At 31.8% G+C, this 12,890-nt stretch carries 14 protein-coding genes; 2 read left to right on the forward strand and 12 right to left on the reverse strand.

The window, feature by feature from the left end; all coding sequences use genetic code 11:
• Positions 1 to 138: 138 nt before the first annotated feature.
• The 3 genes from HALHA_RS07920 to rimO are packed head-to-tail and all read right to left on the reverse strand — an operon-like array spanning position 139 to position 2,442.
• Positions 139 to 588: a phosphatidylglycerophosphatase A family protein gene (locus tag HALHA_RS07920; RefSeq protein ID WP_015327271.1), complete on the reverse strand. Its 450-nt coding sequence runs from the start codon at positions 586 to 588 to the stop codon at positions 139 to 141.
• Complete coding sequence (gene pgsA / locus HALHA_RS07925) at positions 581 to 1,117, reverse strand: CDP-diacylglycerol--glycerol-3-phosphate 3-phosphatidyltransferase (RefSeq protein WP_015327272.1); 537 nt, start codon at positions 1,115 to 1,117, stop codon at positions 581 to 583. Before pgsA ends, HALHA_RS07920 begins: the two co-directional genes overlap by 8 nt.
• A complete protein-coding gene (gene rimO / locus HALHA_RS07930; RefSeq protein WP_015327273.1) occupies positions 1,114 to 2,442 on the reverse strand; it encodes a 30S ribosomal protein S12 methylthiotransferase RimO in 1,329 nt (442 codons plus the stop codon). The genes pgsA and rimO overlap by 4 nt, the downstream gene beginning before the upstream one ends.
• A gap of 228 nt (positions 2,443 to 2,670) precedes the next feature.
• Between rimO and HALHA_RS13560 the strand changes: the two genes are divergently transcribed.
• On the forward strand, positions 2,671 to 2,847 hold the full coding sequence (locus tag HALHA_RS13560; RefSeq protein WP_015327274.1) for a hypothetical protein: 177 nt from the start codon (positions 2,671 to 2,673) through the stop codon (positions 2,845 to 2,847).
• Between the two features lie 29 nt (positions 2,848 to 2,876).
• On the opposite strand, the gene HALHA_RS07935 is transcribed toward HALHA_RS13560, so the two are convergent.
• Positions 2,877 to 3,326: a hypothetical protein gene (locus HALHA_RS07935; RefSeq protein WP_015327275.1), complete on the reverse strand. Its 450-nt coding sequence runs from the start codon at positions 3,324 to 3,326 to the stop codon at positions 2,877 to 2,879.
• 136 nt (positions 3,327 to 3,462) lie between these two features.
• Between HALHA_RS07935 and HALHA_RS07940 the strand changes: the two genes are divergently transcribed.
• On the forward strand, positions 3,463 to 3,678 hold the full coding sequence (locus HALHA_RS07940; protein WP_015327276.1) for a hypothetical protein: 216 nt from the start codon (positions 3,463 to 3,465) through the stop codon (positions 3,676 to 3,678).
• On the opposite strand, the gene HALHA_RS07945 is transcribed toward HALHA_RS07940, so the two are convergent.
• From HALHA_RS07945 to kamA, 8 genes are all read right to left on the reverse strand, one after another.
• Positions 3,669 to 4,835: a LysM peptidoglycan-binding domain-containing protein gene (locus tag HALHA_RS07945; protein WP_015327277.1), complete on the reverse strand. Its 1,167-nt coding sequence runs from the start codon at positions 4,833 to 4,835 to the stop codon at positions 3,669 to 3,671. The two genes, HALHA_RS07940 and HALHA_RS07945, sit on opposite strands and share 10 nt — an antisense overlap.
• 115 nt (positions 4,836 to 4,950) lie before the next feature.
• Positions 4,951 to 5,250, reverse strand: coding sequence for a DUF2103 domain-containing protein (locus HALHA_RS07950; protein ID WP_015327278.1), 300 nt, complete (start codon positions 5,248 to 5,250; stop codon positions 4,951 to 4,953).
• Between the two features lie 222 nt (positions 5,251 to 5,472).
• A complete protein-coding gene (gene ltrA, locus HALHA_RS07955; RefSeq protein ID WP_015325832.1) occupies positions 5,473 to 6,624 on the reverse strand; it encodes a group II intron reverse transcriptase/maturase in 1,152 nt (383 codons plus the stop codon).
• 844 nt (positions 6,625 to 7,468) lie between these two features.
• Entirely contained in the window at positions 7,469 to 8,842 is a 1,374-nt protein-coding gene (argH, locus tag HALHA_RS07960; protein WP_015327279.1) for an argininosuccinate lyase, read from the reverse strand.
• Positions 8,839 to 9,336 (reverse strand): GNAT family N-acetyltransferase, encoded by a 498-nt coding sequence (locus HALHA_RS07965; protein ID WP_015327280.1) that lies wholly within the window; start codon positions 9,334 to 9,336, stop codon positions 8,839 to 8,841. The genes argH and HALHA_RS07965 overlap by 4 nt, the downstream gene beginning before the upstream one ends.
• A 37-nt stretch (positions 9,337 to 9,373) precedes the next feature.
• Positions 9,374 to 10,579: an argininosuccinate synthase gene (locus tag HALHA_RS07970; protein ID WP_015327281.1), complete on the reverse strand. Its 1,206-nt coding sequence runs from the start codon at positions 10,577 to 10,579 to the stop codon at positions 9,374 to 9,376.
• A gap of 169 nt (positions 10,580 to 10,748) precedes the next feature.
• Positions 10,749 to 11,591, reverse strand: a complete 843-nt coding sequence (gene ablB / locus HALHA_RS07975; protein WP_015327282.1) for a putative beta-lysine N-acetyltransferase — start codon at positions 11,589 to 11,591, stop codon at positions 10,749 to 10,751.
• Positions 11,581 to 12,864 (reverse strand): lysine 2,3-aminomutase, encoded by a 1,284-nt coding sequence (gene kamA / locus HALHA_RS07980; protein WP_015327283.1) that lies wholly within the window; start codon positions 12,862 to 12,864, stop codon positions 11,581 to 11,583. Before kamA ends, ablB begins: the two co-directional genes overlap by 11 nt.
• Positions 12,865 to 12,890: the final 26 nt, after the last annotated feature.

Genomic DNA, 12,890 nt, shown 5'->3' on the forward strand with positions numbered 1-12,890 from the left:
AATCAAAACCGTGTAATCCCTTGGTTTATAAAGGTTTTAAGGGGTTCTAATTGTCAATTGTTAATTGTTAATTGTAAATTAAAAGTGCCACTATATATATCAATGATACAAAAAGAGTACAACATTTAATGTTGTACTCTAAACAAAATAAATAATTATTCTTAATAATAAATTGGCTACAATTCCAGCTGCAATATCATCTAACATAATACCTAATCCACCTTTAAACTCTTGCAACTTATTTAAGGGAACAGGTTTTAAAATATCAAATATCCTAAATAAAATAAAAGCTGGAATTAACATACTAATCTGCAAACCATACATAGCAATCACGAACCCTACAATTTCATCAATAACAATTTGTGGAGCATCCTTCTCACCATAGATATCCTCAGCCTGATCAGCAATATAAATTCCTGGTAGTAATAAAATAAAGACTAAAGGAAAACCAACTTCTGGTACTAAACCAATCTTTATCACTAAAGCTAACAAAACTGCCCCAGCTATAGTTCCTACTGTTCCAGGTGCAATTGGACTTAAACCACTATTAAAACCAGTCGCTAATAATTTAGTCCATTTATCATTCATTATTATCACCCTTAATTACTTCTTTAGAATTAATTAAATAATCAGCTCCCGATACTATCGTTAGAAGTACAGCAATCCACAGTAATATTAAATCAAATGATAAATTAAGTACCAAGGCAATAATAGCAAAAATCTGAGCATTGGTTTTATACTTTCCTAAATTACTAGCAGCTATTACAATCCCTTCGGAAGCTGCTAAAACCCTTAACCCAGTAACAGCAAATTCCCGAGCAATAATAATCATTACTGGCCAAGCTGAAATAACATCTAAATCAACAAAAGAAATTAACGCAGCAGAAATTAATAATTTATCTGCTAGTGGATCAACAAACTTACCAAAATTAGTAACCAACCCTCTTTTACGTGCAATATAGCCATCTAAGCCATCAGTTGCTGCCGCAATAATAAAAATTGCTAGAGCTATATATTCTTCATAACCTAACCCAAAATCAACCAATAAAAAAGCCATAAAAATAGGAATTAATATAATCCTAGCTAAAGTGATCTTATTTGGTAAATTAAAAGTCATTTTACTTCCACTCCCGTTAAGTCATATTCATACCCATTAGTTAGTTTAACCTTAATCATTTCTCCTACTTTTGCTTCAGTATCCTCCACATAAATTACTCCATCAACATCTGGTGCTTCTCTTTGACTTCTCCCTACCATAATCCTAGGCTCTTTGGAATGTACTTCTTCTAAAAGCACCTTGACTTCTTTTCCAATCAAATTTTGATTGTGTCGTTGAGAAATTCTTTGTTGCAGCTGCATTACTTTTTTATAGCGTTCTTCTTTTCTTGGTTCTGGAATTTGACAAGACATTTGTGCTGCTGAAGTCCCTTCTTCTTGTGAATAAGTGAAAGCACCTAGCCGATCAAATTCTGCTTGTTCAATAAAATCTAATAAATTTCTGAAATTATCTTCAGTCTCACCCGGAAAACCTACAATCACAGAGGTTCTTAAAGCAATATTAGGTATTCTATCCCGTAATCTATTAACTACATCTAATATTGCTACTTTATCTCCTCTTCTATTCATCTTTTCTCTAATCTCTTGGTCTGCATGTTGTACTGGTAAATCAAGATAATTACAAATCTTATCCTCAGTTGCTATTAAATTAATCAACTCATCAGATACACGCGTTGGATAAGCATATAATAATCTAAACCACTTGATTTCTGCGACTTTTACTAACTCTTTTAATAAATCAACTAACCTTGCCTCTCCGTATAGATCGATCCCATACTGAGTTATATCTTGAGCAATAATATTAACTTCCTTAATTCCTTGCTTCGCTAAGTTTTTTACTTCCTTCACTATATTTTCTATAGAACGGCTTCTTAGTCCTCCTCTTAACTTAGGTATCACACAATAAGAACAACAATTATTACAGCCCTCTGCAATCTTAACATAAGCAGTAGCACCTGTAGTTAAATTATTTTTAGGTAAATTTCGATCATAATCAAAATCTGGATTGCTAACCTTTAATTTTTTAGCTCCTTCTAAAGATTCTTCAATTACCTCTACAATCTGATCAAAATCTCCAGTTCCTAAAAAAGCATCTATCTCAGGAATTTCATCTGCTAACTCCTCATTATAACCTTGGGCCAAACAACCAGTTGCAATTAATAACTTACAATTTCCTTCTTCTTTATAATGAGCTAACTGTAAAATGCTTTCAACTGATTCTTCTTTAGCATCTGAAATAAAACCACATGTATTAACAATTAAAACATCAGCTTTTTTATACTCATCTATAATCTGATATCCTGCCTTTTGTATTAAACCTAACATGATTTCTGAATCAACTTGATTTTTAGCACAACCTAATGTTAATAAGCCAACTTGTAGCATTTTTTCACCCTTTCATAATGATCACTATATTTCTTATTGTTTTACATATCAATAGAGACTATAACAATCATACTTTATAATATTAATCTATTATTTTCAACATTAATAATAAAATTCTTTTTTAGCTATTATTCTATCATATTTAACTATTTTTTCTAACATGATTAACTTTCTTCTGGCTAATAATATAAATAAGCCTCTTACTCTAATCTTAAGGAGGTAACAAAAATGCTAGATTATACTGACCTCGATGGACTAAAAAAAATAGCAGGAGATTTAGAAAAAATCAAAAATGACAAGTTCAATGATGTAGCATATATCAAAGATGATGAATTAGAAGGTGTAATTAGCCTCCTTAAAGCAATTATTAATACCAAAGAATTTAATCAAAAAATAAGAAGGTAGCCTAAGAAAGGCTACCTTTCTTTAGCCTATTAATAATAGAAACTAATTAAAGATAAAGCATTAAAAGCATAAGCAAACTCAATTAATCCCAATATAAAATTAAATTTACGCTTTTTATCATAACTTTCCTGTTTGATTTCAATTGATCTTTCAAAATCATCTACTGAATTAATTAAAAACTTTTTAGTTAATTTGAAAACTCCTAAAATAATTAAAGCAAGACTAATTATATCTAATAAAGGATAATCATTAAATAAGATTACATTTGCTATATAATAAAGAATTAAGAAAAAATAAAAAACAAAACTAGTAAATTTCATCATAATAAAAGGATTCTTTTGCTCACTTATCATCTTTAACTGAGCCTTCATCTCTTTAAACTCTTCTCTATGTCTATAGAAACTTTTTTTGGCATCCTTTAGCTTAACTATACTTATTATAATATAAATTATTGATAACACTCCAATATACTTTTCCATATTCGCCCTCCTAAATAGTCATGTCTTAAAATACACTCCTACCACAATGATGTTTTTTTAACAATTCTTAACAAATAACTTTTTATTTTGTATAATATTATGTAATAGTTTAAAACAAATTTAAGGAGGAGAAAATATGCCCCATCTAATAAAGCAGACTCGTCACTATCTATACCAACGCTTAAATACAATCAAACAAATTAATAATTGTTTTATTAGATTTGAAGCACTACAAAAATTACAAACTGAAGTAGAAAATTCATGCCTTTATTATCGGATGAAACAAAATCTATTAACTAAAATTGAAGCAGAAATCAAACAAGCAGAAAATGATTACCTTAGTTATTCATAAGTCAGTGGGTCATCACTTACATCATAATTTTTATTAGTTTTACTATTATTAAGATCAAATTCATGATCATTATTTGATTTATCTTCTTGTTTTGTTTCTTTAAAATTAGATTTGATTTTTTGTAATTGATATAATAATTGATTATATTTCTCTTTTAGTAATTCAAGTTTTTTATTTTGCTTTTTAATTAATCTAGATTGCTTCTGAAATTTATTTTTATATTGATCTAAATTAACTTCGTCAGCTAATCGCTGAGCTTGTTTATCAATTGGTTCCTCTTTATTAGTTAAATGATAAGCTTTGACTACTAATCTCATAACAGCTTCTCTTCGTTTAGGATTGACTTGATAGCAAAGCTCTGATAAATAATAAAAATAAGCTGGATAATTAATATAAGTACTACTAGTTTGAGGAAGATATATCTTTTGCCCCGGATAAATTTCACTAGGATTTTTCAACTGATTATTCACACTTAAAACTAGATAAAATGGCAATTGATAATCTTTAGATATACTATATAAACTATCTCCTTTATCAGCTCTAATAGTAGAAACATTATTAAATCCTCTTACTCCTAAAGTCATCTTTAAATAATGATTAATCTTTTTAGCCAATAAATCTTCTTCTGATTTTTTTAAGCTACTTTGTTTAGGCATGGTTCCTGATTTAATCTGAGAGAGTCGTGCTGCATCATAATTTCCTACATTATATGAGTAATTTAAATTCATCTCCACCGGTGGTAGATTAGATACTAAATAATTAGCCAAACCTACTAAGGTATCGACTTTTCGATCAGCTGCTAATTGATAATTATTTAACTTATTCTCAAACTTGGCCCTTTGTTGTTGAGCAGAAAGAGCTATATTACTCCTGCCGATTTTAAAAACTTTCTTTAGTTCCATATTTCTTTCTATTTCAGCAGCCAATATAATCGTCTTTAGATAGATTGCTTTGGCTAAATAATTTGAGTAAGTTAAATCATTTAAAATAATTTGATCTAAATACTGCTTTGTTTTCTCTAAATTCTTTGCTTCAAAAGACTTAACAGCTAATTTATAATTTTGAAAAGGCAATAAATTATTAGCTAACATAGTAGAATTAAAGGTAAATAAACAACTTAGTAAAATTATTATAATAACTAATTTTGACTTATTCATATTAGCCCCCCTTTTTTATAAAAGATGATTCATACATACTCACATAATTAATTCTATAATAAATTATTAATCCCTGCAAAGAAAAATTACAATTGACCACAAAGGGGGACTAATTTTATTTAACTAGTTTTTTCTGTTTCATTAATTTAATGGCTTGCTCAGAATCATCTGTTACTACAAAAACTTCCTGCACAGAAGAACTATTTTTAGCTAAAATCTTAATTCCACTTGGTGTATCATACTTAAGTTTTAAATGAGCTGGCATACCACTGCCACCTCGCCGATTAATTCTCCCGGGAATAATACTCTTTATAATAGATAGTTTCGATAATTTCTTTAATAAAGGCAACACATCTTCAATAATAGTGTGCTCTTGTTTGATCTTATCACTTCTATACTTATTATCTTTAGCCATAACATTTCTCCTTTCTATTCAATACTGACTAACATTATATAACAAAAGAATCATTTTTCCAAATTGATAGACATAAATAAAGTAGGACCAGCCTCACGGCTGGGACCTCTTGTCAAACTGCACGTACGGTTCTCCCGTATACAGCTTTCGGTCATTGTTGCTCCTTAACAGAGAGTAAGTTATCGTCTTTGTGTTGCCACAAATGTATATGTTTACTCTTGTCTAAAGCACATCGGTAAGCAGTGATTCTAGTCCTAAATCTCTTAATATTTTATTAGGAAGGCGATAATTCTGCCCTTTCGCCTTCTTTCCTTCTATAAAACAACGTAATCTCATTCTTATCCAACCATCTAACCTTTTATATAGTCCTTTAACATTTCCTAGTAGAAAACTATTACCCCAACCTCTAATAATTAAATTAAGCTCATCAATCATTACAGCTACTCCTATTGACCTATTCCTTTTAGTTTTCTTTCTTACTTTGTCCTTGAAACTTTTAATAGAGCTCTCTTTTGGCTTTTTGTAATCACAATTATAAAATTTAAATTCTAGAAATTTAAATCCATCATTAAAATTCGTAATTACTGTTTTCCGAGGATGTAGTCTTAAGTTTAATTCATTTTCTATAATCTGGCGAGTTACTTCCAAAGCACGTTCTGCTTTAGCTTTACTCTTAGCCATAATTATAAAGTCATCGGCAAATCTAACTATCTTATATCCTCGACACCTCATTTTCTTATCAAAATGATGTAGGTAGATATTTGCTAAAAGTGGAGAAATTACGCCTCCTTGTGGAGTTCCCTCCGTTGTTTCTTCTCTTCCTTGCTCAGTCATGACACCTATAGTAAGCCACGACCTAATAATATCTAATACCCAACCATCACTTACTTCCTCTGCTATCAGCTCCATTAAAATTTCATGATCTATTGTATCAAAGTAAGATTTGACATCTGCGTCTAATACCCAATTATAACCTTGTTCTTTATATTCTTCTACTTTCTTAATTGCATCTTCGGTTGACCTATTAGGTCTAAAACCATAAGAACAGTCGCAGAATATTTCTTCAAAGTGTATCTCTAGAATCTGTTTCACTGCTTGTTGGGCAATTCGGTCTTTAATTACTGGAATACCTAGTGGTCTTTGTTCTCCATTTCCTTTTGAGATATACGTTCTTAGAACTGGTTGTGGCTCATATCTATCTTCTGTTAACTGGCGATATAAAGCACTCATATTCTTAGTGTAATTTTCTCTAAATTCTTCAACTTCTACACCGTCAATCCCTCCACAACCACCATTATTCAAAACTTTCTGAGCTGCACAATGTAAATGTCTTTTCTTAGTCACTAAATCTTTTATACTATATAGCGAACTAATTTTTTTTTTTTCTACCTATCCTACCTCACGACTTACCAGTTCTTCCTATCCTGTCTTAATATCTAAACCCCTATATTCGTAGCATTCCTAAGCACGTCTTCTAAGCTCTCGCCAATCGCACCTCTTAGTTTACTACTACTTAGGTCATGGTTTTTCTTAAATTCATCACGCTTCCAGTTATGATTTTCTGTCCGCTATTTCTTTTAAGACTTATTGTCTTTAACAATGTTTAAACCATTTTGATTTAAATACCATCAACACTCAATTCTAAACTTCAATAACCTGGCTATCCTTCACTGTAATCAACTTTCATTGATTTTTTTTCACTACTATGATAGCTTCTGAACTCTAATATTTCATCGCTTTGACTTTCCCTATTCAGGTTATATCATCACTTATCTTTATAGATTTCTATAAAGACCATATTAGAGCATCCTCTGGTCACCTATGCTATATTCCAATCATTCCGACCATAATCACACTCATTAATCTAACATACTCCAATGGTCTGTAAGTCAGCTTTGGACTTCTCCATCCTTTTGGTAGATCGTCACTAATGAATGCCACCTTCAGTTCACATATTGTTCCGGACTGATTTTTCGCCTCAAACTCTTCAGATTACATCTCACGATGAACACCCTGTTACTGTTGGCTTCATATCCTGTTCTTTATTAACTTAGGTTGACGTTTGTTTTCTCCGTTTGCTCACCCATTTCGTCTGTGAGTGCCACAATATCTCAACCATATTATCCATTCTTCCAGAATAGGCAGGACTTACACCTACTATCAGCATAGACTACAGAGCACACAAAAAGACTACAGCTTTAAATCTGTAGTCTAATAATTAATTATTAAGTAATTTCTGCTCTCTTTTAATTACTCGTAATACCTCATCCTTTGCTGGTCCACCAACTACATTACGGTTATCAACACAGTTTTTTATATCTATTACCTGGTAGATATCTTCATTAAAAACTTCAGAGAATTGGCCCCACTCTTCTAAGCTTAAATCTGATAACTTTTTATCTTTCTCTAAACAATAAAATACTAACTCTCCTACTATTTCATGAGCCTGACGGAAAGGAATATCTTCTTCAACTAAATAATCTGCTACATCAGTTGCGTTGACAAAACCTTTCTCAGTTGCCTCTATCATTTTATCTCGATTAAACTTAGTATTAGCTAACATTCTACTCATAACCTCTAAACTAACCTTTAGAGTATCTACAGTATCAAATAAACCTTCTTTATCCTCTTGCATATCCTTATTATAAGCTAGAGGTAAGCCTTTCATAGTAGTTAATAGCTGAATTAGATTTCCATAAACTCGACCTGTCTTACCTCTTACCAATTCAGGAATATCTGGATTTTTCTTTTGGGGCATGATACTACTTCCGGTACAGAAAGCATCAGCTATTGCAATAAATTGAAATTCTGATGAAGACCACAAAATAAGTTCTTCACTAAAGCGACTTAAATGCATCATAATTGTAGAGGCTGTAGATAAAAACTCAATTACAAAATCTCGTTCACTGACTGCATCTAGAGTATTTTGGCTAATTTGGGAAAAACCTAACTCTTGTGCTACAAAATCCCTATCAATATCGAATTTAGTTCCTGCTAAGGCACCTGAACCTAATGGTAAGATATCAACCCGTTGATAACAATCATCTAGTCGCTGATAATCCCGCTTTAGCTTCTGTTGATAAGCTAGTAGATGATGACTAGCTCTAATTGGTTGAGCACGTTGTAAATGTGTATAACCAGGCATAATTAAATCTATATTCTTTTTTGCTAAATCTAGTAAAACATCTTGAAATTGCTTAATTAAATTTTGTATCTGCTCTATTTGATCTTTTAAATATAATCTAACATCTAAGGCAACTTGATCATTTCTACTTCTTGCTGTATGTAACTTACCTCCTACCGGGCCAATCTTTTCGGTTAAGTAATGTTCTATATTCATATGAATATCTTCAAGCTCAACCTTAAACTCAAACTCATCATTTTCTACTTCTGCTAAAATTTCTTTTAATCCTGCTATGATTTTCTCTTTGTCTTGCTTAGTAATAATATTACATTTAGCTAACATCTTAGCATGAGCAATACTACCTTGAATATCATATTTAGCTAATTTATAATCAAAACCGATTGATGCATTAAATTCTTCTAATAATTTATCAGTTGCTACTTTAAATCGACCATCCCACATCTTCATGTTATCACCTCAACCTTTTGCGATTTATAATTTAATTGTTTTTTTAATTTGGCCCTCATATAATCATTATCATTTCTAATTTTAACTATTTGATAACCTAAACTTTGGTAAAAATTAATTAGTTCTTTCTTTCTATAAGCTGAATAAAGTATTATTTCTTGCCCACCCTTTTCTATTACTCTTTTTTCAACTGCTTTAATTAACTCTTTTCCTACCTGTTGGCCCTGATATTCATCTAAAACTCCTAATCGGCTTAAACAATACTGACTCTCAGTTAAAAGAGAAAAACGAACTGAACCAGCGGCTTTTCCATCTAGATAAGCAATTAATACTTCCTTTTTCTTAATCTCCTCTGCTACATCTCCTATACTCTCTTGTAAAGCAGGTACTAAAGAAGAAAAAGCAGGGCCAAGGTAATCTTGAAAAGCCTGCTTAGTTAAATTAAATACTAGCTTACAATCCTCAGTCCCTGCTTTTTTAATTTCACACTCCATCTTTATTACCCCTTAATTTTAGTATCGCCATTAGTTATTAATTATTATGCACTTTACCATTAACTTTAAGTGGTAAACCAAATAATTCAATAAATCCTTCTGCTGCCTCATGACTGAATGTATCTGACTTTTCATAAGTTGCTAGATTTTCTTGATATAATGAATTATCCGATTCTCTACCTACTACCGTACAACTTCCTTTATATAATTTAACCTTAACAGTTCCATTAACATACTGTTGCGTCTGCTTAACAAAAGCATCTAAAGCCTCTTTAAGTGGTGAGAACCACTGTCCATAATAAACTAACTCTGCATACTTATCAGCTACTGATTGTTTATAATGAGCTGTTTCTCTATCTAATACTAAATCTTCTAATCCACTGTGAGCCTTTAATAATACTGTATAAGCTGGAACTTCATAAATTTCACGTGATTTAATCCCTACTAATCTATTCTCTACCATATCAATTCTACCTACGCCATGCTTAGTTGCTTTTTCATTTAGTTGATTAACTAAACTAACTGGATCTAATTCTACTCCATTTAAAGTAACTGGATCACCATTTTTAAATCCAACCTCTACATATTCTGCCTTATCTGGCGCTTGTTCTGGGGCAGTAGTAATTTGGTATGCTTCTGCTGGTGGTTCACAAGCTGGGTCTTCTAACACACCACATTCAATACTAACTCCTAACATATTTCTATCTATACTATAAGGGCTTTCTTTAGTAGCTCCTACTGGAATTCCCTTTTCTTGGGCATAATCAATCTGCTCTGTTCGAGAACCAAACTCCCACTCTCTTAAAGGAGCCACAATCTCAATCCCAGGACTTAAAGCCTGAAACGATACATCAAATCTAACTTGGTCATTTCCCTTGCCAGTACATCCGTGAGCTACTGCATCTGCTCCTTCTTTTTTAGCGACTTCAATCATCTTTTTGGCGATTAATGGTCGAGAATAAGCTGTAGTGAGTGGATATTTATCTTCATAAATTGCTCCTGCTTTTAATCCTTTAAAAGCATACTCAGTTAAAAACTCCTCTTTTAAATCAGCAACATAAGCCTCAACTGCTCCTGTCTCTAATGCCTTCTTCTTAACTGGTGCTAATGGTTCATTCTGTCCTACGTCAGCCGAATAAGTCACAACCTCTACGTCATATTTATCTTGTAACCATTTAATTGCTACTGAAGTATCTAGGCCACCCGAATAAGCCATAACGACCTTATTAATGTTATCTTTCATTTTAATTCCTCCTCGATTTATATTAAATATTTAACTTAAAATTCATTTTTATTAGCTTCGTTAGTATGATTATACATCCAAATGAATAAAAATACAACATGATTATTAAAGTTTTAATTTTCAGAAAATAATCAGTGAATAATAAAAGGGCCAAAACTGGCCCTACTACTTAAATTACTTTACACCATAGATTCATATCTTCTAAACCACCAGCAATCTCACAATTCTTAACCAAAGTTCCTGTATATTCATAACCTGCTTGACTGAATATTTTATTAATCCCCATAACTTTAGCTCTCGCAATAGTATATAAGGAACGATAATCTCTCTTCTTTAATTCAGCTTCTAATCTTCGTAATAAATAAGCTGCCAAACCTTGGCCCCGGTACTCTGATAAAGTAGCAAAATCAGTCATCTCCGCATTCTTATAAGCAGGCACTGTTTCTGCTGAAGCAGCAGCTACTAATTGATCATCATCATAAATCAGACCATAAATCACATCAGATTCTATCATTTTCTGTAAGTAACTAGGATTATCAATTGGATACGGATAAGAATTAAATACTTTATCATATAATTTAGCTAACTGACTAACATCCTCTTGACCAGCAATTTTAAATTGGTAGTCACTAGTTAACTTACTACTTTCTTTAACCTCTAGACCGGTTACTTTATCTAATAGATCTTCTTTTTGAGCTTTATTATTCATTTTACTACGCTTGTCACTTAAATAATAAGCCATAGATAAAGCATCATCTGTAGGATAGAACTCTGTAATAACTGCCTCAGTTAAGAAACCAGCCTTTTCAAATGCTGCTTGATCTTTACTATAAGCCTTGGCCCAAATTTTAGTAAAATCATTTTCTCTAGCTAATTTAATTAATTTATCTGCTAATGCAACCACATCTCCCTGGTATTCTTTAATTACTATCCGCTTATTGACCGGGGATAAATTAACTAGTGCTTGATAATTAGTCCCTCCAACCTTAATTTTATTATCTTTATTCATCATAATTTGTGTAATCCCGTTTACTATGTTGTAAACTTACCGTATCATTATCTTCAGAGAATAACTGTTGTAAACCAATTTCTGATTGTTCAGCTTCTTCATCAACTAGTGGATTATCACAAATAGTACATTCTGGAGGACAATTACACTCCTGATCCTTTGGCTCTGTATAGACAGTAATTGTTCCCTCAAAGTTTCTTAAAATAGTCTTGCGATTTGAATTAGATAATAAATAATTAGGCGTTAGTGGAATCTTACCTCCTCCACCAGGAGCATCAACAACAAAGCGAGGGACAGCAAATCCAGATGTATGACCAATTAAGTGTTCCATTATTTCTATTCCTTTAGAGATTGGGGTTCTAAAGTGTTCAATTCCTCTTGATAAATCACACTGGTATAAATAATATGGTCTTACTCGATTTTGAACTAATTTATGCATTAAATCCTTAATAATTTCTGGACAATCATTAACATCTTTTAGTAATACTGTTTGATTTCCTAACGGAATTCCTGCATTAGCCAATTTAGCTAAGGCTTCTTTTGCTTCTGGGGTAATTTCTTTTTCGTGATTGAAGTGAGTATTAATCCAAATTGGCCCAAATTCATCTGTTATCTCTTTAAATGTTTTTACTAATGAATCATCAATTCGTTGGGGTAAAACCACTGGTAATCTACTTCCTACTCTTACGACTTCTACGTGAGGAATCTTATATAATTTAGTGATAATTTCTTTTAAAATATCTTCATCTACTAGTAACGGATCTCCACCAGATAATAAAACATCTCTTACTTGAGGAGTCTTTTTGATATACTCAATCCCTTTTTCTATCTGTTCTAAATCAACTGTTTGCTCTTGATCCCCTACTTTCCGCTTTCTAGTACAGTGGCGACAAAACATTGAACATTCGTTAGTAACTAATAATAATACTCTATCTGGATAACGATGAGTTAAACCATCAACCGGAGAATCCTCATCTTCATGTAAGGGATCTTCCATTTCATAAGCTGATTTCTTTAACTCAAATCGATTCGGAACTGCTTGTTGCTTAATAGGACATAACTCATCATCAAAATCAATCAGTGAAGCATAATAAGGAGTAATTGACATCGGAAACATATCAGCTGCTTCTTTAATCTTACTAGCTTCTGTATCAGAAATAGAAAATTTATCTTTTAACTCTTGAACACTAGTAATACTATTTTCTAACTGCCACTGCCAATCATTCCATTCCTCTTTAGTACAATCCCAAACTTGACTAACCTTAGCAAAATCCACTTTAATATCTCCTCCTAATAAGGTTT

Source organism: Halobacteroides halobius DSM 5150 (genome assembly GCF_000328625.1).
Lineage (GTDB): Bacteria > Bacillota > Halanaerobiia > Halobacteroidales > Halobacteroidaceae > Halobacteroides > Halobacteroides halobius.